The organism is Pseudomonas sp. 2 (assembly GCF_056627435.1).
Genome location: NZ_JBWXNG010000005.1, coordinates 146,490 through 163,990 on the forward strand (window position 1 = coordinate 146,490; position 17,501 = coordinate 163,990).

17 protein-coding genes are annotated in these 17,501 nt (G+C 63.3%); 8 read left to right on the plus strand and 9 right to left on the minus strand.

The features are described 5' to 3' along the window. Nucleotides 1-2: 2 nt before the first annotated feature. On the minus strand, nt 3-749 hold the full coding sequence (locus tag AC1MEK_RS10345; RefSeq protein ID WP_480396176.1) for a DUF2291 family protein: 747 nt from the start codon (nt 747-749) through the stop codon (nt 3-5). 162 nt (nt 750-911) lie between these two features. Here AC1MEK_RS10345 and AC1MEK_RS10350 point away from each other — a divergent pair, with 162 nt between their 5' ends. The 3 genes from AC1MEK_RS10350 to nanR are packed head-to-tail and all read left to right on the plus strand — an operon-like array spanning nt 912 to nt 3,570. Further along, nucleotides 912-1,634: a D-apionate lactonase family protein gene (locus AC1MEK_RS10350; RefSeq protein ID WP_480396177.1), complete on the plus strand. Its 723-nt coding sequence runs from the start codon at nt 912-914 to the stop codon at nt 1,632-1,634. Beyond that, nucleotides 1,631-2,827 (plus strand): D-apionate lactonase family protein, encoded by a 1,197-nt coding sequence (locus AC1MEK_RS10355; protein ID WP_480396178.1) that lies wholly within the window; start codon nt 1,631-1,633, stop codon nt 2,825-2,827. The genes AC1MEK_RS10350 and AC1MEK_RS10355 overlap by 4 nt, the downstream gene beginning before the upstream one ends. 50 nt (nt 2,828-2,877) lie before the next feature. Next, nucleotides 2,878-3,570, plus strand: a complete 693-nt coding sequence (nanR, locus tag AC1MEK_RS10360) for a transcriptional regulator NanR (RefSeq protein ID WP_480396179.1) — start codon at nt 2,878-2,880, stop codon at nt 3,568-3,570. Between the two features lie 44 nt (nt 3,571-3,614). On the opposite strand, the gene AC1MEK_RS10365 is transcribed toward nanR, so the two are convergent. Further along, nucleotides 3,615-4,706 (minus strand): NADH:flavin oxidoreductase/NADH oxidase, encoded by a 1,092-nt coding sequence (locus AC1MEK_RS10365; RefSeq protein WP_480396180.1) that lies wholly within the window; start codon nt 4,704-4,706, stop codon nt 3,615-3,617. A gap of 88 nt (nt 4,707-4,794) precedes the next feature. Between AC1MEK_RS10365 and AC1MEK_RS10370 the strand changes: the two genes are divergently transcribed. Both AC1MEK_RS10370 and AC1MEK_RS10375 read left to right on the plus strand, forming a co-directional pair. Continuing rightward, nucleotides 4,795-5,097 carry an ArsR/SmtB family transcription factor gene (locus AC1MEK_RS10370; RefSeq protein ID WP_480396181.1) on the plus strand — a complete coding sequence of 101 codons (303 nt, stop codon included), beginning with the start codon at nt 4,795-4,797 and terminating at the stop codon, nt 5,095-5,097. A gap of 118 nt (nt 5,098-5,215) precedes the next feature. Continuing rightward, nucleotides 5,216-6,199 (plus strand): Abi family protein, encoded by a 984-nt coding sequence (locus AC1MEK_RS10375; protein WP_480396182.1) that lies wholly within the window; start codon nt 5,216-5,218, stop codon nt 6,197-6,199. 15 nt (nt 6,200-6,214) lie between these two features. Here the strand turns inward: AC1MEK_RS10375 and AC1MEK_RS10380 are convergent, their stop codons facing one another. Continuing rightward, a complete protein-coding gene (locus AC1MEK_RS10380; protein WP_480396183.1) occupies nt 6,215-7,144 on the minus strand; it encodes a LysR substrate-binding domain-containing protein in 930 nt (309 codons plus the stop codon). A 118-nt stretch (nt 7,145-7,262) separates the two neighbouring features. On the opposite strand from AC1MEK_RS10380, the gene AC1MEK_RS10385 reads away from it, so the two are divergent. The 3 genes from AC1MEK_RS10385 (at nt 7,263) to AC1MEK_RS10395 (ending at nt 9,612) form a co-directional block, all read left to right on the plus strand. Beyond that, nucleotides 7,263-8,267, plus strand: coding sequence for an aldo/keto reductase (locus AC1MEK_RS10385; protein WP_480396184.1), 1,005 nt, complete (start codon nt 7,263-7,265; stop codon nt 8,265-8,267). A 77-nt stretch (nt 8,268-8,344) separates the two neighbouring features. Further along, nucleotides 8,345-8,761 (plus strand): SRPBCC family protein, encoded by a 417-nt coding sequence (locus AC1MEK_RS10390; protein ID WP_480396185.1) that lies wholly within the window; start codon nt 8,345-8,347, stop codon nt 8,759-8,761. Between the two features lie 140 nt (nt 8,762-8,901). Continuing rightward, on the plus strand, nt 8,902-9,612 hold the full coding sequence (locus tag AC1MEK_RS10395) for an SDR family oxidoreductase (protein ID WP_480396186.1): 711 nt from the start codon (nt 8,902-8,904) through the stop codon (nt 9,610-9,612). Nucleotides 9,613-9,778: 166 nt separating this feature from the next. On the opposite strand, the gene tauA is transcribed toward AC1MEK_RS10395, so the two are convergent. From tauA to AC1MEK_RS10425, 6 genes are all read right to left on the minus strand, one after another. Beyond that, on the minus strand, nt 9,779-10,765 hold the full coding sequence (gene tauA / locus AC1MEK_RS10400; RefSeq protein ID WP_480396187.1) for a taurine ABC transporter substrate-binding protein: 987 nt from the start codon (nt 10,763-10,765) through the stop codon (nt 9,779-9,781). Between the two features lie 182 nt (nt 10,766-10,947). Continuing rightward, nucleotides 10,948-12,135 carry an MFS transporter gene (locus tag AC1MEK_RS10405; RefSeq protein ID WP_480396188.1) on the minus strand — a complete coding sequence of 396 codons (1,188 nt, stop codon included), beginning with the start codon at nt 12,133-12,135 and terminating at the stop codon, nt 10,948-10,950. Between the two features lie 181 nt (nt 12,136-12,316). Next, nucleotides 12,317-13,966 (minus strand): dipeptide ABC transporter ATP-binding protein, encoded by a 1,650-nt coding sequence (locus AC1MEK_RS10410; RefSeq protein WP_480396189.1) that lies wholly within the window; start codon nt 13,964-13,966, stop codon nt 12,317-12,319. Next, nucleotides 13,963-14,850, minus strand: a complete 888-nt coding sequence (locus AC1MEK_RS10415; protein ID WP_480396190.1) for an ABC transporter permease — start codon at nt 14,848-14,850, stop codon at nt 13,963-13,965. The genes AC1MEK_RS10410 and AC1MEK_RS10415 overlap by 4 nt, the downstream gene beginning before the upstream one ends. Before the next feature lie 3 nt (nt 14,851-14,853). Beyond that, nucleotides 14,854-15,804, minus strand: coding sequence for an ABC transporter permease (locus tag AC1MEK_RS10420; protein WP_480396191.1), 951 nt, complete (start codon nt 15,802-15,804; stop codon nt 14,854-14,856). Continuing rightward, a complete protein-coding gene (locus tag AC1MEK_RS10425) occupies nt 15,801-17,429 on the minus strand; it encodes an ABC transporter substrate-binding protein (RefSeq protein WP_480396192.1) in 1,629 nt (542 codons plus the stop codon). The genes AC1MEK_RS10420 and AC1MEK_RS10425 overlap by 4 nt, the downstream gene beginning before the upstream one ends. Nucleotides 17,430-17,501: the final 72 nt, after the last annotated feature.

A 17,501-nucleotide genomic window follows, 5' to 3' on the forward strand; every position in this document is an offset into this window, starting at 1 on the left:
GCTTACTCCTTGACGTTGAGGCTGACGGGCAGGATGCGAATCGAGGTCGGCGACTGCAGGTTGAACACCCCGCGCAGCTCGATGGTCTTGCCCACCAGGGTGGCCGCCGGGGCCTGGCCGAAGGCGCGGGCCAGGGCCTGCTTGTTGAGCGCGGCCGCGACATCGGCGTACTGGGTCTGATTGGTGAAGGCGTTCAACGACATGTTGCTGGCGACATCGCGCAGCACGGTGCTGATGACCAGCGGCCCGGTCAGCACTTGGACTTTCTGTGCGGCAAGCGCCGGGTTGTCGGGAAATTCGAGGGTCAGCAGGCCCATCGGCGACTTCAGGTTGGCCTCGCTGACCCGGGCCGTACCGGTGACCACGAAGTTTTTCGCATTGCCGTTGTGCGCCACGGCAAAGCGGGTCGCCGCCTCGGCGGGGTTGGTCGCGATGGCGTTCAGTACCGTGGCCAGGTCCGCAGCGCTGTTGTCCAGCACCGGCTGGACGTCGCTGTCCCATCGCTGGGCGGCGTACTGTTCGGCGTTGAAACTGTTGAGGGCGAATTTCTGATCCTGGCCCTGGGTGTTGGCGCTGTGTGCGCTGTTGAACACCACGCGGCCGGTGACCGGGTCGAGAGGGCGAAGGGTGACCAGCGGCGAACCCAGCCAGGTGGCAGCGGCGAGGATCGCAGCTGTGGCACCGACGATGGCGAAAGCGGGCAGGCCTCGGAGAACAGGTGCAGGTGTACCGGATACGGTCAAGCTCATACAGATCTCCTCGCCAGTGTTGGCGCATTTTTGTACTTGTCAGGAGGTGCAGTCATCACTATATATCATCATCATACCAGTTCAAGGCAATGAGTTTTTTCGGCACTCAGCGATGTGGCGAACTACCTTGATCCCTCGAATAACAACAAAGGAAGGTGATCCATGAGCCCGGTGCAGGCACGTGAACAGCGGACATTCGGCACACTGCAGGCAGCTGCCGACACCGAAACAGGGCAGGTGGGTGAGCTGGATTTTCTCGTTCAGGGCGCGCAGCTCAGGCGCTTGCGAAGCGACGGGCGGGAACTGCTGCGCAGTGTCGGCCTGGTCATTCGCGACGGCTTCTGGGGCACCCATGAGCTGATCGAGCAGTCACGGGAAACCCATGCAAGCCAGGCGCTGTGGTGGCGCAAGGTGCAGGGCATCGTCGGCGATACAGATGCCGAGCCGACGCTGGACTGGGAAGTGCAGCTGACGGTGGCCGAATTGTCGGTGTCAGTCATCGCGCGCCTGACGCCACGCCGGGATTTTCACACCTGCCGCGCCGGCCTGATGCTGCTGCACCCCTTGCAGGGCGTGGTGGGAGCGCCGGTCAGCGTGCTGCACGGCAACGGCCAACGGGAGGTCGGAAAGTTTCCCGAACTGATCAGCCCCGGCCAGCCCTTTTTCGATATCGCAGGTCTGACCCACTCACCGACGCCCGGCCTGACCCTGGAATGGCTCTTTTCCGGCGATGTGTTCGAAATGGAGGACCAGCGCAACTGGTCGGACGCTTCGTTCAAGACCTACAACCGGCCGCTGGCCTGGCCGTGCCCTTATGTCATCGAAGCGGGCCAATGCATCGAGCAGGCCATCGAGTTGCGGCTGATTCGGGGAGGCCAGGTATGAAGCCCATCCAGCTCAGCCTCGACAACGCCTGTGCCCCGGCGTTACCCGATCTCGGTCATGGCCTTTGGGTCAATCGTCTGGATGACCCGGCTGCGGTGCAGACGTTGATCGGGCAACTGGCGGGCGCGCATCTGGATCTGCTGGTGGACCTGCGCGCCCCTGACGCTCTCGAAAAACTGGGCACTGCGCTCGCCCTGTGCAACCGGACGCAAACCCAGGCCTGGTTGCTGGTGATCGTCGACGACGAAACAGCCCAAGACCAGCTCAAGGCGCTGGCCGCGGCGCTTCAGCGCACCGCCGTTCGGCCCGAGGGCATCCTGTTGACGCCTGCGGCCTACCTCAATAGCTACCAGCCGGATGCGCAGTGGCCCACCGGGCCATGCCCCGATGATCTGGTGCGGCTGGGTCGGGCCATTTTGCCCGGCTTGCGGATCGGCGGCGGGGTGCCAACCTATTTCACTGAGCTCAATCGTTGCCGCCCTGACCCTGGGCTGTTCGATTACCTGACCCACGCCACCTCGCCGATCGTGCATGCCGCCGACGATCTGTCGGTCATGGAATCCCTTGAGGCGCTGCCGGATATCGTCCGTTCGGCCCGTGCCCTGGCTCACGGCAAACCCTATCGCCTGACGACCTCGGCCATCGGCGCCTGGTGCAACCCCTACGGCGGCAAGCTCACCCCCAACCCTGACCGGTTGCGCCTGACCCTCAGTGATCGCGATCCACGCCAGAGAGGCCTGTTCGCGGCGGCCTGGACCCTCGGTCATTACGCCGCCGTACAGCGTGCCGGTGTCGACGCCGTCGCGCTGTGGGCGGTGAACGAGCCCTTTGTGGCCGCCGAACCCGCCGGCTACTGGCCGGTGTTTCACATCTTGCGAGGCTTGAACCGCGGGCGTGGCAGCGCAGCCGTTTGCGTCAGCGCGTCGAGTCAAGACCTGGCTGTGGTGGGCTGGGAGGAGGGTGAAGACGTGCGCCTGTGGCTGGCCAACCTGACCGACCGGGAGCACAGCATCGAGCTGCCCGGGCTGTGCGGCAGCCATTACGCGCTGCTCGACGCTGACAACTGCGCAGCGGCGCAGCTGGACCCGGCGTTCATGTTGCACACAGCGCAGCCGCTGTCCGGCATCCCGCCGCTCAGTGCCTACGCCGTGCTGACGCTGGTGTGCCGACGCGGCGTTGAGTGTGGCTTATAATCGCGTTACCGTTGCCGCCATTTATGCTTTCAGAAAAGAGATGTCGATTCATGTCAGAGATCAAGAAACGCACCATCCAACGCAAAAAGCTTTCTGACATTGTCTTCGAGCAACTGGTGGCACTCATCGAAGAAGAGAATCTTCAACCGGGGGATCAGATGCCCGGCGAACGCGAGCTGATGGAGAGTTTTGGCGTCGGGCGCCCGGTGGTTCGTGAGGCCATGCAGCGTCTGGCCGGCATGGGCATGATCAGCATCCAGCACGGCGAGCGGGCCAAGGTCGGCCGGGTCGACATGCACTCGATGATTGGCCAGATCGATCTGGCGGCGCGCCACTTGCTGTCCAGCTCGGCGAAGAACGTCGACCACCTGCGCCAGGCGCGGGAGTTCTTCGAAACCGGCCTGGTCAAGATCGCTGCGCAAAAGGCCACGGCCGACGACGTGCTGCGTCTGGAAGCGGCGCTGGCGAAGATGCACAAATACCGCGAAACCGATGAGTTCATTCCCGCCGACATGGAATTCCACGCCGAGATCGCGCGCATTTCCGGGAACCCGATCTACGTGGCGATTTCCCACGCGATCCTCGACTGGATGGCCGATTACCGCGAAGACATGCTGCGCTTCAAGGGCCGGGAGATGACCCTCAAGGAGCACGGGGTGATTCTCTCGTACATCAAGGCCAACGATCCGGCAGGGGCCGAAAAGGCCATGCACCATCACCTGGTCGAGCGCGGGGAAGAATAAAAAATGGCCCGACATTCAGTGTCGGGCCATTGTTTGCCTAGCGCTTAGCGGTAGCGTTCCAGCCAGTGCGCATACGGGGCGGGCAGGGTCCACGAGGCCTTGTCCACACCCAGTTCCTTGGCGGCGAAGTACGGCCAGTGTGGGTCGGCCAGGTGCGCACGACCCACCGAGACCAGGTCCAGATGCCCGGCGCTGATCGACTCCTGCGCCAGTTGCGGCGTACCGAAACCCCAGGCCGACGTGACCGGGATGCCGGCTTCACGACGCACGCGCTCGGCAATCGGCCCCATGAACGCCGGGCCCCACGGAATGTTGGTCTCGGGAATGGTGAAGCCAACGCTGACGCTCAGCAGATCCAGCCCGCCATCCTTGAAGCGGCGCGCCAGTTCGATGGACTCGGTCAGGGTCTGCTCGTCGCGGCCGTCATATTCGATCACGCCAAAGCGGGCAGTCAGCGGCAGGTTCTCAGGCCAGACTTCACGCACGGCTGCCAGGGTTTCCAGCAGGAAACGGCTGCGGTTGTCGAAGCTGCCGCCGTAGGCGTCGGTGCGCTGGTTGGAGTGCTCGGAGAAGAAACTCTGGGCCAGATAGCCGTGGGCGAAGTGCAGTTCGATCCACTCGAAACCGGCGTCACGGGCACGGCGTGCGGCGTCGACGAAATCCTGTTTAACCCGGGCGATATCTTCCAGGGTCATGGCCTTTGGCACTTTGGGCAGGCCGGCGCCGTGGGCGATCGCAGACGGGGCGATGGTCTGCCAGCCGCGCGAGTCGGATTCAGCGATATGGTCATCGCCTTCCCATGGACGATTGGCGCTGGCCTTGCGACCGGCGTGGGCGATCTGAATGCCCGGTACGGAACCGGCCGCCTTAATGGCCTTGACCACCGGCACGAAGGCCTGGGCCAGTTCATCGTTCCAGATCCCGGCGCAGCCCGGCGTGATGCGGCCTTCCGGCGCCACGGCGGTGGCTTCGACCACCACCAGACCGGCACCGCCACGGGCCAGACCGGCCAGATGGACGTGGTGCCAGTCGTTGATCAGGCCGTCTTCGGCCTTGTACTGGCACATCGGCGGGATGGCGATGCGATTGCGCAGGGTGACGTCTTTGAGCTTGAAGGGTTCGAACAATGCCGACATGGGAAGCCTCGGGTGTTATTGAGTTACGATTGTTCGATAGTATTCGAACAATGGCTTTTTTAGAACCCCCTCGCTATCATCCGGCCCCATGCGAACCTATCAGCACCCCGATCCCGAAAGCTTCGAACTCGAGCGCATCCTCTACGCGCTGAGCGATCCCGTGCGCCTGGGCATCGTCCGCCATCTGGCCGGCGTCGCCGAAGCCACCTGCGGCGAACTGGACGGCGGCCGGCCGAAATCCAGCGTCTCGCACCACTTCCGGGTGCTGCGCGATTCCGGGCTGGTGCACACCCGCAACGTCGGCACCACGCACATGAACTCGCTGCGGGGCGAGGAGCTGGATGCGCGGTTTCCGGGGTTGTTGAAGGCGATTCTTGGGCAATTGACTTGAGTTCGTCGGTTGACACCTGCGTCAGCCAAAGGCACCATTCCTGCAATAGCGCCTGAATCCTCTGGTGTCGGCTTGACCGGCATTACGTTCAGGCCTTCTTGTTTCTGGAACATGGAAGTTGGCTCTAGAACCCTCTAAGCAACATCTCGATTACTCGGCCATGGTCGCGCTCTTGCAGGCGCGGGGAATGCATGTTGCCGATCCGCAGGTTGCGAAGGCTCAACTCGTTCAATTCGGATACTACCGGCTTAGCGGTTTCTGGTATCCCGCAAGAACCTTTCTTCAAGACTCGGCAGGCCTTGGTGTTCTTTGCCGGATTTCCGGCAAGCCAAAACGTTCGGAAATCTTTCAGCCAGGCACCACGCTTGACGATGCCGTTGCGCTTTACAATTTCGACAAATCGCTTCGCCTGCTGATGCTGGATGCCGTCGAGACAATTGAGGTTCATCTCAGAACCGTACTGGCCCATGAACTGGGCAAGGCTGATCCCATGGCCTACACCAAGACGACTTTCATCGATCCGAAGTTTCTGACTGTCAGGGCTGGTTACAAGGACAGCAAGTGGGCGCAATGGCTGTCGCGGCAACAGAGCAAGCTTGAGAAAAGTAGCGAGGACTGTATCGAGTGGCACCGGCTATCTCAGCGAGCAATACCCTATTGGGTAGCGGTAGAAGCATGGGACTTCGGCACGCTCTCGACGCATTTCCAGATTCTGAAGCGTAAGCCCCAGAGTTGGGTCCTGGCACGGCTGAATCTATCCGACGCGAAGATCTTTGCGGGATGGCTTCGTGAGATCAACACGTTGCGAAATCGCAGCGCGCACCACACCAGAATCTGGAATCAGAAATCCGTTAACCCACTGGATGCGTTGAGCGCCGAGCCTTATTTTCAGACGCTGAATTTGTCCCGCACAGCTCGGGAGCGTTTGTACGGAATGATTTCGGTTCTGTGGTTTCTGCTACTGCGGGTCAATCCTGCGTCTCGGTGGATTCACGAGGTGGCAGACCTCATCGACGCCAAGCCTGCCATACCTGGATGCACATACGCTGCCATGGGCTTTGCTGACGAAGCCGGTTTTCCCAGGCCGCTCTTCGGCATTTAGCTTATCTCACGGCTTTCAGGCCATTGACTTAGCCGTATGCGTTGCACACGCAGCGTTGTCTTCCCCCGTCAAAATCACCCGAAATATCTCCACCAGCGCCCGCAGATTCACCCGATGCCACGCCGCCCACAGCGGCATGCTGAAGGTCAGCCAGGGCAGTTCGCGAAACACCACGCCCGGATGCGCTGCCTGATTCAGGCTTTTCTGGGTCATAGTGATGCCCAGTCCTGCGGCCACCAGTCCCAACGCGGTATAAGGCTCGGCCGCTTCGAGGCGAATCTGTGGCGTGAAGCCTGCGCGGATGCAGGCGGCGACGAATTCGCCGTGCTGGTCCTTGGCCTGGCTGGATTTCACGCCGATCCAGTCCTGATCCTTGAGGTCCGCTGGGGTCAGCCGCTCTTGCCTGGCCAGCGGGTGATCGGCCGGCAGCGCCAGCAGCATCGGATCTTCGAGCAACTGGCGGTACAGCAGGTCGGGGTCGTCATCGCGCGGCGGTTCGCTGACCAGCGCCACGTCAAGGCTGCGCTGGCGCAGGCCTTCGAGCTGATCGGCCGAACTCATCAGGTACAACGCCACATGCACGGCGGGGCGGTCGGCGCGCACGATGCTCAGCGCCTTGGGCAACACATTGGCATGCATGGCGTGTTCGATGTAGCCGATGCACAAGCCGCCTTCTTCGCCTCGGCCCAGGCGTTTGCCCAGGGATTCCAGGCGATTGGCGTGGGTCAGCAGGCTGCGCGCTTCGGTCAGAAAGGTGCGCCCGTCGCTGGTCAGGCGAATGCGTTGCTGGTTGCGCTCGAACAGGTTCAGGCCCAGGCGCTCTTCGAGCTGGGCGATCTGCCGGCTCAGCGGCGATTGGGAGATGTGCAGGCGCTCGGCGGCGCGGCCAACATGTTCTTCTTCGGCCACGACGACGAAATAGCGCAGCTGGCGTAGGTCGATCATGTGATGCTCTCTAGGTCTTAAGTCTGTCGCATTATGTCTTGGACGGTCTGGAGGCGGCAATCTAGGATCTGCTCAACGGTCGCCACAGCGACCCCTCAACTGACTGGAGACTAGAATCATGAGCTTGAAAGACAAACTGCCAGGTGTCCTCGGATTCGGTACCGCGCCACTGGGCAACATGTTCCGTAACATCCCCGAAGACGAAGCCACTGCCACCGTCGATGCCGCCTGGAACGCGGGCGTTCGCTACTTCGACACCGCGCCGTTCTATGGCGCGGGCCTCTCGGAAATTCGCCTGGGCCAGGCGCTGCACAAATACAACCGCGATGACTATGTGCTCAGCACCAAGGTGGGCCGGGTCATCCTCGACGAGTTGGACACCAGCGCCCGCGATCTGGGCGAGAAGAGCGGCGTGTTCGAGCACGGCCTGCGCAACAGGATCGTCAACGATTACAGCGCCGACGCCACCCTGCGCTCGATCGAAGACAGCCTGAAACGCCTGCAGACCGACCGCCTGGACATCGTCTGGATTCACGACATCGCCCAGGACTTCTACGGCGACCAGTGGCTGCAGTACTTCGAACAGGCCCGCACCGGCGCCTTCCGGGTGCTGGACCGCCTGCGTGACGAAGGCGTGATCAAGGCCTGGGGGCTGGGTGTGAACAAGGTCGAGCCTATCGAGCTGACGTTGGGCCTGGACGAGCCCAAGCCCGATGGCTTCCTGTTGGCCGGTCGCTATTCGCTGCTCGATCACGAGCGTGCCTTGCAGCGGGTCATGGCCGAAGCGAAAGCCCACAACACCGAAATCGTCGTGGGCGGCCCTTACAGTTCGGGGATTCTGGCCGGTGGCGAGCACTTCGAGTACCAGAAGGCCAGCCCGCAGATCATCGAAAAAGTCGAGCACATCAAGCGCATCGCAGAGGTTCACGGGGTTGATATCAAGGCCGCGGCGCTGCAATTCTCGCTGGCCAACCCGGCAGTGGCGGCGGTGATTCCGGGATCCAGCCGACCTGACCGGATTGCCCAGGACGTGGCGGCGCTCAAGGCAGTGATTCCTGCGGCGTTCTGGACCGCACTGCGCGAAGCCGGTCTAATCTCGATCCACGCGCCGCTGCCTGCATAACCATTGTTTGTGACTGTCTCGGCCGCATGACAAACACTGCGGCCGGATTATCCGATTCGACTTTCTGGAGAACACCCATGGCTCAAGCTTCTGCCTACATCGACATTCCGGCATCCCCCGACACCGTGTGGCAACTGATCGGCGGCTTCAACTCGCTGCCCGACTGGCTGCCGTTCATTCCCAAAAGCGAGCTGAGCGAAGGCGGGCGGGTGCGTACCCTGCAAACGCCGGAAGGCGATGTGATCGTCGAGCGCCTGGAAGGCTTCGACAATGCCGCGCGCTGGTACAGCTATTCGATCACCCAGGCGCCGTTTCAGGTCACCGGTTACAAGGCCACGCTGGGCGTTGCGCCACAAGCCGATCCGCAGACCTCGCGGGTGACCTGGTCGGCGAATTTCACCCCCAGCGGGATGACCGAAGCCGAAGCGGTCGCGCTGTTCGAAGGGATTTTCACCGGTGGTCTGGCGGCGCTGAGGGAGAATTTCCCGCAGTGATGCGGCCGCATTGATGTTTCACGCCGAGGGCAGCGAAAGCTGCCTTCGGCGTTTTTGCGTTTAATTTGACAGGTGTCCGATAATTAATATTATGATCGACATATGAACGCAATCTCGCGTCCTTTTTTGAGGGTTACCGAATGAACATCAGTGGATCAGTGGTTTTCGTCACCGGCGCCAATCGTGGGTTGGGCCTGGCGTTCGCCAAACTGGCCGTGGCCAACGGCGCAGCGAAAGTCTATGGCGGGATGCGCAATACCGAAGGCTTCGATGTTCCGGGGATCATTCCAGTCAAACTGGACGTGACCGATGAGGCCAGCGTCAGGGCCGCGGCCGCGCAATGTGGCGACGTTACCCTGCTGATCAACAACGCAGGCACCGCCAAGGTGATGGAAGGGCCGCTGGCTGAGAACATGATCGGGCTGACCGAAGAGCTGATGGACATCAACGTCTACGGCTTGGTGCGTTCGAGTTCGGCCTTCGCCCCGATCCTGAAACAAAACGGCGGCGGGGCGATCATCAACGTGCTGTCCAACATCACCTGGTTCAACGCGCCGATGCTCGCCGCGTATGGTGTGTCAAAGGCCGCCGCCTGGGGTTTCACCAATGCCCTGCGCGTGCAACTGCGTGCCGATGCCACCCAGGTGCTGGCGTTGCACGTGGGCTTTATCGACACCGATCTGGTCAAGGGTTTCGACGTGCAGAAAACCAGCCCGCAGGACGTCGCCGCCCGCACCTTCGCCGCGCTGGAGGCTGGCAAGGAAGAAGTCATGGCCGATGAAGGCACGCAACACATCAAGGCCAGTCTGTCGGCGGGCGATGCGTTTTATCTGAATCCGGTGGGGTTCTGAGCCGCGGGGTCCACCCGCAACCTCGCGATACTGTGGGAGCCGGCTTGCTGGCGAATGCGGCGGGTCATTCAATGATGGGATGTCTGACCTGACGCTTTCGCCAGCAAGCCGGCTCCCACGGCCTTCGGCCAGAGGCCGTCTTTGCGCGGCAATAACCTCGGCAGGGTTATTCCTTGACAAACCGGTCAGTGGCAAACGACGAGTAATCCGGCAACACCTTTTCGATCTTGCCCTGATCCTTCAGAAATTCGGCGGTTTTCGCGATAGCCGTCACCGTGCCGCCACCGAGCAATTCAGGCGATCGCTGTTCGGCGGCGGTCGGGAAGTGCGAGCCGTCGAGCAATTCCGGCACATCGGCGGCGTTGGAGCCGGTAAAGCGGGCGATGGCCTTGACCGGCTCAGAGTCCGCCGTCCACTGGGATTTGTGCGCGCTGTAGTCGGCAATCGCCGCCAGGCTCACCTTGGCAAAATTGGCAATCACGTCCGGGTGCTTCTCGGCGAAATCCTTGCGTGCCACCCACACTTCGAACGTCGGCGAACCCCACTGCGACACCTGGCCTGCGTCGGTGAGGATCTTGCCGGTCTTGCGAATCTCGCCCAGAGCAGGCGACCAGGTGAACGCCCCGTCGATATCACCGCGTTTCCAGGCGGCGGTGATCTGCAACGGCGTCAGGTTGAGAATGGTCACCTGCTTCTGGTCGATGTTCCAGTGCTTGAGCGCCCCCAGCAGGCTGTAGTGGGAGGTGGACACGAACGGCACGGCGATCTTTTTGCCGATCAGGTCCTCGGGCTTGTTGATGCCCGAACCATTGCGCACCACCAGTGCTTCTGAGCTCTGGATCTGCGAGGTGACGATGAACGCCACCAGCGGTAGGTTTTTCGAGGTGGCGGCGGCCAGTGGGCTGGAGCCAAGGTTGCCGATCTGCACGTCGCCCGAGGCCATGGCCGCGACCACCGCCGGGCCTGCATCGAACTGGCGCCAGTTGATTTTCGTGCCGATGGCTTTTTCGTATTCGCCATCGGCGATGGCGCGCTTGACCGGGTCGATGCCGGCGATCCAGCCGATGGTCAGGTCGGCCGCGTGGGCCGAGAGTGACAGCGCGAAGACACCCAGTGCCGCCGTTGCCTTTGCCGTCCAGTGCGTGATGTTCATGTGTCCAGATGCCTTGGGTTCAGCGCGAATTCGAGGGTGATTCGCGATCTGGATCAAAGCATAAGGTTCTATTAAACGAGATTTAAATACCGTTTAGGCATTAGCTTAGGCGGGGAAATTTCGCGGAGGAGTTGCCGGTGCGTGCCGTGGAACAGGCGCCGCACCGGCAAACAGGGCGGGACTCAGTCGCCGCCTTTCATGCGCCGGGCGATCAGGTAGATGCCCAGTCCCGCCAGCGCAGTGGCGGCGCCGATGTAGCCCGTGCTGGTCCAGCCCAGGCCCGCGCTGATCGCGATCCCGCCAAAGAACGGCCCCAACGCGTTGGCCAGGTTGAACGCCGCATGGTTGGACGCTGCCGCAAGGCTGGGCGCCTCATGGGCGATGTCCATCAGGCGGATCTGCAGCGGCGCGGCCAGCGCAACCATGGTGCCGACCAGACCGATACCCAGCATCACGCCCCACAGCGAGCTCGCCGCGAACGGGAAGAACAACAGCACCGCCATCGACCACACCAGCAGCAACCCGACGGCGCGGAACTGCATGCGGTCGAACAGCTTGCCACCGGCGATGTTGCCGAGGATGCCGCCCACGCCAAACGCCGCCAGACCGAACGGGATCCACTGCGGGGTGACGCGGGTGACTTCCAGCATGGTCGGCGCCAGGTAGCTGAACACGCAGAACATCCCGGAGAAGCCTACCGAGCTGATGCCCAGCGCCATCCACACTTGGGGTTTGGTGAAGGCGCGCAACTCCTTGCGTGGGTCGCTGCGCTGTTCGTCGTGCCGCGTGGGGACGAAGCGCCAGACCAGCGCGATGGTGGTGATCGCGATCACGCCCACCAGGCCGAACGCCGAGCGCCAGCCCATGAACTGGCCGAGAAAAGTCGCGATCGGATTGCCCAGCAGCATCGCCAGGGTCAGACCCATCATCACCCGCGCCACGGCACCGGCGCGCTGGTTGGACGGCACCATGCTGGACGCAACCACCGCGGCGATACCGAAGTAGGCACCGTGGGGCAGGCCGCTGATAAAGCGGAAGGCCACCAGCGACGTGAAGGAGGGCGTGAAGGCCGTTGCGATGTTGCCCAGCGCGTAAAGCACCATCAGCAGCATCAGCATGTTCTTGCGCAGCAGCCTGGCGCCGAGGATCGCCAGCAGCGGCGCACCCACCATCACGCCCAGGGCGTAGGCGCTGATGGCGTGGCCGACCTGGGGTTCGGTCAGGTGCAGGTTGCTGGCGATGTCGGGCATCAGGCCCATGATGGCGAATTCGCCGGTACCGATGGCAAAGCTTCCCACTGCCATCGCCGCTTCCATCTTCGCGGCGTCGCGCGCGGGCAACACGTGCCCGGGCGTTTGTTGGATGGACATGCGTCGCTCCGTTCAAGGGTAGTCATCAAGAACGGGCAATGCTAACCAAAGGATGGCGCGAGCGTCTAGGACGCTGGTCGCGCCGGCGTACTGGGCACAGTCTTCCGTAGCAGCACGGCTTGCCGGCGGGGCGTTCTTGAGATCGCTGCCGCCGGCAAGCCGGACTGCTACGGGGGTATCTTCAAACCGCCACTTTCAACGTGAAGGCAGGCGTCGTGGCTGCGGACACCCGCCCCGGTATCGCCGCCAGCAGCTCGCGGGTGTACTCGCTGGCCGGGCGCTCGAACACTTGCGCGATCGGCCCTTGCTCGACGACCCGACCCTGACGCAACACCAGCACCTGATCGGCCATCCGCGCCACCACCGCCAGGTCGTGGGAGACCAGCACGTAGGCGATGCCCGATGCCCGCTGCAACTCGTCGAGCAGCTGGAGAATCTGTGCCTGCACCGATACATCCAGCGCACTGACCGGCTCGTCGAGCAACAGCACATCGGGATTGAGCGCCAGCGCCCGGGCAATCGCTACCCGCTGACGTTGCCCGCCCGACAGCTCGTGAGGCAGACGATCGAGAAAGTGCACCGGCAAATGCACCCGCGCCATCAGCTCGATCGCCGCCCGTTCCAGCGCCGCCCCCTTGGGCAATCCGAAGGACACCAGCGGCTCCACGATGCTGTCGAACACCGTGAAGCGCGGATCGAGCGCCGAAAACGGATTCTGCTGCACCAGTTGCATGCGCCTGCGCAGTGGTCTGAAGGCCTTCCAGCTGAGCCCGGTCACGTCCTGTCCGGCGAACCACACCCTTCCTTGGGTCGGCGGCTCCAGCCCCAGTGCGATGCGCAGGGTGGTGCTTTTGCCCGAACCGGACTCGCCAACGATGGCCAGTGTCTGGCCCGGATACAGCTGCAAATCCAGCCCCTCAAGGGCGACGAACTGGCGTTGTGCGCCTTTCGCCCCGGGCAGCTCGAAGGTCTTGCCAACGCCTTGCAGGCTCAACACTGGCTGCCCTTGCGGTGGAGAAACCGCGCGGGATGGGGTTGTCCCAAAGGCCGGGGCGGCCGCCAGCAGGGCGCGGGTGTACGGGTGTTGCGCCGCCTCGAGAATCTGCCGTGGCGAGCCTTGCTCGACCAGTTCGCCTTGCTGCATCACCAGCAGGCGGTCGGCGCGGTCCGTGGCCACGCCCAGATCGTGAGTGATGATCAACAGGGAAATCCCGCGCTCGGCCACCAGTGACTGCAAGTGGTCGAGAATCCTGCGTTGCACCGTCACGTCCAGCGCACTGGTCGGTTCATCGGCGATGATCAGTTGCGGATTGCCCGCAAGGGCGATGGCGATCAAGACCCGCTGGCGCATGCCGCCGGACAGTTCATGGGGATACTGGCGGGCGCGCAGCTCCGGGTTGTCCAGCCCTACCAGAGCCAGCAATTCCAGGACGTCGGCATCAACACTGCGATAATCGCGCCCGTTGGCCAACTTCAACGCCTCGCCGATCTGCCGACCGACCCGCAAGGTGGGGTTGAGGCTGACCATCGGGTCCTGCGGCACCAGGCCGATGGTGCGTCCGCGAATCGACTGTTTCTCGCGCTCGCTGGCGTGGCGCATGTCGATATCACCGACCCGCAACTCGCCCTGATCGATCGACGCTGCGGCAGGCAACAGGCCGAGCAACGCATTGGCGAGGGTCGACTTGCCCGAGCCTGATTCACCGACGATGGCCACGGTTTCGCCGCGCTGCAAGGTAAAGGAAAGGCCTTTGACGGCGTGAGTCACCGAGTGTCGCGAACGATAGCTGACCGACAGATCGCGCACCGTCAACAAGGGGGATGGGCTCATCGCTGATGCTCCTCGAATGTGCGGGCGATATGGTTGAGGCTGAACACGACGGCGACCACGAAGGCGCCAGGCAACAGGGAGACCCAGGGCGCGGTGACCAGAAAGTGGCGGCCGTTGGCGATCAGCGTGCCCCATTCGGCGGCCGGTGGCGCAGCGCCGAAACCCAGGAAGCTCAAGCCGGCCGTGGCCAGGATCGCCGCGCCGAAATCCAGCGTGGCCAGCACCGCCACCGGGCCCCAGGCGTTAGGCAGCACATGGCGCACCAGCGTGCGTCGCCAACTGGCGCCGCCCAGGCGCGCGGCTTCCACATAGGGCAGGGTCTTGATCCGCAGCACTTCGGCACGGGTGGTGCGCGCGAAGCCTGGCACGATGCCCACGCCAACGGCGATGGCCACCGGCATCGTGCCAAAACCGATCGCCGTGACGATGGCCAGTGCCAGCAGCAGGCCGGGCAGGGCGAGCTTGACGTCGATGATGCGCATGATCAGTGCGTCGAGGCGCCCGCCGGCAAACCCGGCCAGCACGCCCAGCCCCAGGCCGCCGGCCAGCGCAATGCCAACCGCCAGCAACGCCGCCTGGATCGACAGGCTGGAGCCGTGAATCACCCGGGTGTACAGGTCACGCCCCAGCTCGTCGGTGCCGAACCAGTGCTGGGTGCTCGGCCCCAGCAGTTTTTCAGCCGGCGAAGTCGCGTAGGGGTCGAATCCGCTGAGCCACTGTGGCAACAGCGCCGCCACCAGGGCGAACAGCACCACCAGCAATCCCAGGCTGAAACCGGGTTTGCGCAGCAGTGGCGCCCAGGCGTCGAGTGCGCGTCGGGTAGCGGAGCGGCGTCGCCAGCTCACGGGTGCAGGAGCGTGCAGGGAATGAAGGTCCGTTGCCATGGTTCAGGCCACCTTGGGTACGTGAGTGATGCGTGGGTCGAGCCAGGGATAGAGCAGGTCGACGATCAGGTTGATGACCACGAACGCCGCCGCCGACACCGTGACGATGGCCAGCACCACCGGAATGTCCTGGCGCAGCACCGCTTCCTGCGCCAGGCGCCCGACGCCGTTGCGCGAAAAGATCGTTTCCACCAGCACCGCGCCCGAGACCGTATTGCCCACCTGCAGGCCGACCAGCGTCAGGATCGGCAGCGCCGCGTTGCGCAAGCCGTGGCGGGCCTGCACCTGCGCGCGGCTCAGCCCTTTGGCAAAGGCGGTCTGGATATAGGGCTCGCGCCAGACGCTCTGGAAGCCGCGCTGCAGCACCTGCGCGTACACCGCAGCACTGGGAATCGCCAGGGTGATGGCTGGCAGCACCAGACTGTCAAAGCCCTGGCTGCCGGTGGCGGGAAACCAGCCAAGGCCAAAGGCGAACACCTGAATCAGCAGCAGCCCCATCCAGAACACCGGAATCGAAAAGCCGAATGACGGCACCCGGGTCAGTGCCACTTTCAGCGGCCGCCACTGCACGTAGGCGGTCAGGTACGCCAGACCCACGCCACCGATCAGCGACAGCACGATGGCGAACCCGGCCAGCAACAGCGTCTGCGGCAGGCGCTCGGCCAGCAGATCCGCCACCGGTCGATTGAGCGACAGCGACTGCCCCAGATCACCGTACAGGGCCCGGCCGAGCAGGTCGAAATACTGTTCGATCAGGCCCTTGTCCAGCCCGTAATACGCCTTTGCCTTGGCCAGGTCTTCAGGTGACAGCCCGTCGGCCTGCAGCCCTGAGGCGCTGAGCATGATCGACAAGGTATCGCCGGGCAGCAGGTACAAAATGAAATAGGTCACGGTGTAGGCGCCCCACAACACCAGCAGCGCCTGCGCTACGCGACGGATCAGATAGCCGTTCATGGTTTGCCGACCTCGATGTCACTCAGGAACGCGAAGCCCTCGGCGGTCCAGCGGAAATCCTTGACCCGTGGCGAAGTCGCCGCCTGCCAGACCCGCTCGTAGATCGGAAACGCCGAGGCTTCGTCTGCCAGCAAATCCTGCAACTGGCCGTAGGCCTGCTTGCGCTGGGCGTCCTGGGTGGCAGTGATGCCGGCGTCGAACAGCGCCTGAGCCGAGGCGAGTGTCTGCGGCTCGTAGGTGTTGGTGGCCAGCGTGGCGCTGTTGGCCGTGCGCGGGTCGAGAATGGTCTGCAGGATGATCGGGTCGGCCCGGGTCATGTAGGTGGAAGTCAGGTCATAGTTGCCCTGGGCATTGCCGGCCACCCATTCGGCCCGGGTCAGCACGTTGAGCTTGAGCTCGATCCCGACCTTGCGCAGTTGATCCTGAATCAGCACGTCGCCGGCGGTTTCGGCGGGCGTCAGGTTGTAGCGGATGGTCAGGCGCTTGCCGTCCTTGTAGCGATAGCCGTCAGCCTGTTTCTGCCAGCCGGCCTGATCGAGCAGGGCCTCGGCGCCCTTGGGGTCGTACACCAGCTTGTCGCTCTGCGCCTTGAAGAACGGCGTGGTGACGTCATACACCCCGCTCACCACCGGAAAATCGGCGTTGTAGATGGTGTGCGCGTAGGACACCCGGTCGATGGACTTCTGCAGGGCCAGGCGCACCTGACGATCGGCCAGCACCCGCGCATTACGGGTATTGGGGTACAGGTTCAGCGCAGGGCCCGGCAGCGAGCGGCTTTGCAGGGTCGCACCCTTGGACTGGAACAGCTTGAGATCGACTTCGGAGAAGGGGTTGCGCGGCCAGAGGATGTCGGTCTTGCCTTGCAGGAACAGGCCGTTGCGCACGCTTTCTTCCGGCACGTAGCTGATGTCGACCACGTCGACATGGGCCGCGCCCTGGTTTTTCACGTTGGCCGAGGCCCAGGCGTAATCCTTGCGCTTGATCAGCCGCGCGCCGACTTCCGGGGTGTAGTGGTCGAGGGTGAACGGCCCGGTGCCGATGATCTTGCCCAGCGAGCGCTCCTTGGCCGTCAGCTTGTACGAGGCCGGGGCGAGGATCGCCAGGTTGGTGGTGGAGGTGGCCTGCAGAAAGCCTGCATTGGGCCGCGACAGTACCAGCCGCACGGTGAAGTCATCGATGACTTCGGCGTGGTCATAACCGGCCAGATAGGTCGCGCCGAAAGTGGCGGGGAGCTCTTTTGCGAAGGCCTTGTTGCTGTCGAACGCGGTTTTTACGGCGTGGGCGTCGAAGCGCTCGCCGTTGCTGAAGGTCACGTCCTTGCGCAAATGAAAGGTGTAGCTGAGTGCGTCGTCGCTGACCTCCCAACTGCTGGCCAGCCAGGGGATGATCTTGCCGTTGTCCGGGTTCTGGTCGGTCAGGGATTCGGCGACGTTACGCAGCAAGACCCGGTGCTCCAGCCAATAGACCTGAAACGGATCGACACTCACCAGCGTGGTGTTGTCGCCGAAAAAGGCGATGTTCAGGGTCTTGCCGGTGCTCTGCTCATTGGACGCCGAGCAGGCGGCCAGGCCCAGCGCCAGGGCGCACGAAGCCAGCAGCGCCCGGGTGATACGGGGTGCATTCATGGAGGTCTTCCTGAAAAGGTCGGAACGGGCCGGGTCAGATACCCGGCCAGTTGATCGGTGCTTCGGCAGCTG

Excerpts from the sequence above, each read along its gene's own strand:
- AC1MEK_RS10345 (WP_480396176.1), bottom strand. The coding sequence starts at position 749 with ATGAGCTTGACCGTATCCGGTACACCTGCACCTGTTCTCCGAGGCCTG.
- AC1MEK_RS10350 (WP_480396177.1), top strand. The coding sequence starts at position 912 with ATGAGCCCGGTGCAGGCACGTGAACAGCGGACATTCGGCACACTGCAG.
- AC1MEK_RS10355 (WP_480396178.1), top strand. The coding sequence starts at position 1,631 with ATGAAGCCCATCCAGCTCAGCCTCGACAACGCCTGTGCCCCGGCGTTA.
- nanR (WP_480396179.1), top strand. The coding sequence starts at position 2,878 with ATGTCAGAGATCAAGAAACGCACCATCCAACGCAAAAAGCTTTCTGAC.
- AC1MEK_RS10365 (WP_480396180.1), bottom strand. The coding sequence starts at position 4,706 with ATGTCGGCATTGTTCGAACCCTTCAAGCTCAAAGACGTCACCCTGCGC.
- AC1MEK_RS10370 (WP_480396181.1), top strand. The coding sequence starts at position 4,795 with ATGCGAACCTATCAGCACCCCGATCCCGAAAGCTTCGAACTCGAGCGC.
- AC1MEK_RS10380 (WP_480396183.1), bottom strand. The coding sequence starts at position 7,144 with ATGATCGACCTACGCCAGCTGCGCTATTTCGTCGTCGTGGCCGAAGAA.
- AC1MEK_RS10385 (WP_480396184.1), top strand. The coding sequence starts at position 7,263 with ATGAGCTTGAAAGACAAACTGCCAGGTGTCCTCGGATTCGGTACCGCG.
- AC1MEK_RS10390 (WP_480396185.1), top strand. The coding sequence starts at position 8,345 with ATGGCTCAAGCTTCTGCCTACATCGACATTCCGGCATCCCCCGACACC.
- AC1MEK_RS10395 (WP_480396186.1), top strand. The coding sequence starts at position 8,902 with ATGAACATCAGTGGATCAGTGGTTTTCGTCACCGGCGCCAATCGTGGG.
- tauA (WP_480396187.1), bottom strand. The coding sequence starts at position 10,765 with ATGAACATCACGCACTGGACGGCAAAGGCAACGGCGGCACTGGGTGTC.
- AC1MEK_RS10405 (WP_480396188.1), bottom strand. The coding sequence starts at position 12,135 with ATGTCCATCCAACAAACGCCCGGGCACGTGTTGCCCGCGCGCGACGCC.
- AC1MEK_RS10410 (WP_480396189.1), bottom strand. The coding sequence starts at position 13,966 with ATGAGCCCATCCCCCTTGTTGACGGTGCGCGATCTGTCGGTCAGCTAT.
- AC1MEK_RS10415 (WP_480396190.1), bottom strand. The coding sequence starts at position 14,850 with ATGGCAACGGACCTTCATTCCCTGCACGCTCCTGCACCCGTGAGCTGG.
- AC1MEK_RS10420 (WP_480396191.1), bottom strand. The coding sequence starts at position 15,804 with ATGAACGGCTATCTGATCCGTCGCGTAGCGCAGGCGCTGCTGGTGTTG.
- AC1MEK_RS10425 (WP_480396192.1), bottom strand. The coding sequence starts at position 17,429 with ATGAATGCACCCCGTATCACCCGGGCGCTGCTGGCTTCGTGCGCCCTG.